This window comes from Mesorhizobium sp. M8A.F.Ca.ET.161.01.1.1 (genome assembly GCF_004792105.1).
Taxonomy (GTDB): domain Bacteria; phylum Pseudomonadota; class Alphaproteobacteria; order Rhizobiales; family Rhizobiaceae; genus Mesorhizobium.
The window spans coordinates 1-341 of sequence record NZ_SRTD01000243.1 but is presented as its reverse complement, the minus strand read 5'-3'; the positions used below and the strand labels follow the sequence as shown (position 1 = coordinate 341).

The 341-nt window shown below is 61.9% G+C and carries 1 protein-coding gene; it reads left to right on the top strand.

Annotated features, from left to right (window positions below; genetic code table 11):
• Positions 1-341 (top strand): rhomboid family intramembrane serine protease (locus EN804_RS35530; protein ID WP_135922369.1); only part of this gene is annotated, 341 nt, incomplete at both ends.

Below are 341 nucleotides of genomic sequence, written 5' to 3'. Positions count from 1 at the left end.
CGAGGATGCTCTCGGCCATTTTCGTTTCCTGATCTTCTATCTCGCCTGCGCCATCGCCGGCGCGCTGTTTCACGGTTTCGTCGCACCCACCTCGGAAGGACCACTGATCGGTGCCTCGGGTGCGGTTTCCGGCGTCGTCGCGGCCTATTTCCTGCTGCATCCGAAAGTGCGCGTCTGGGTGCTGGTCCTCATTCGCATTGCGCTTCCCCTTCCCGCCTTCATCCCCCTGGCGTTATGGATCGGCCAGCAGTTCCTGATGCTGGCGCTCGGGCTGGAAGAGAATGTCTCCTGGGGCGCGCATGTCGGCGGCATCTTGGCGGGCGCCATCATGGTAATTTTCA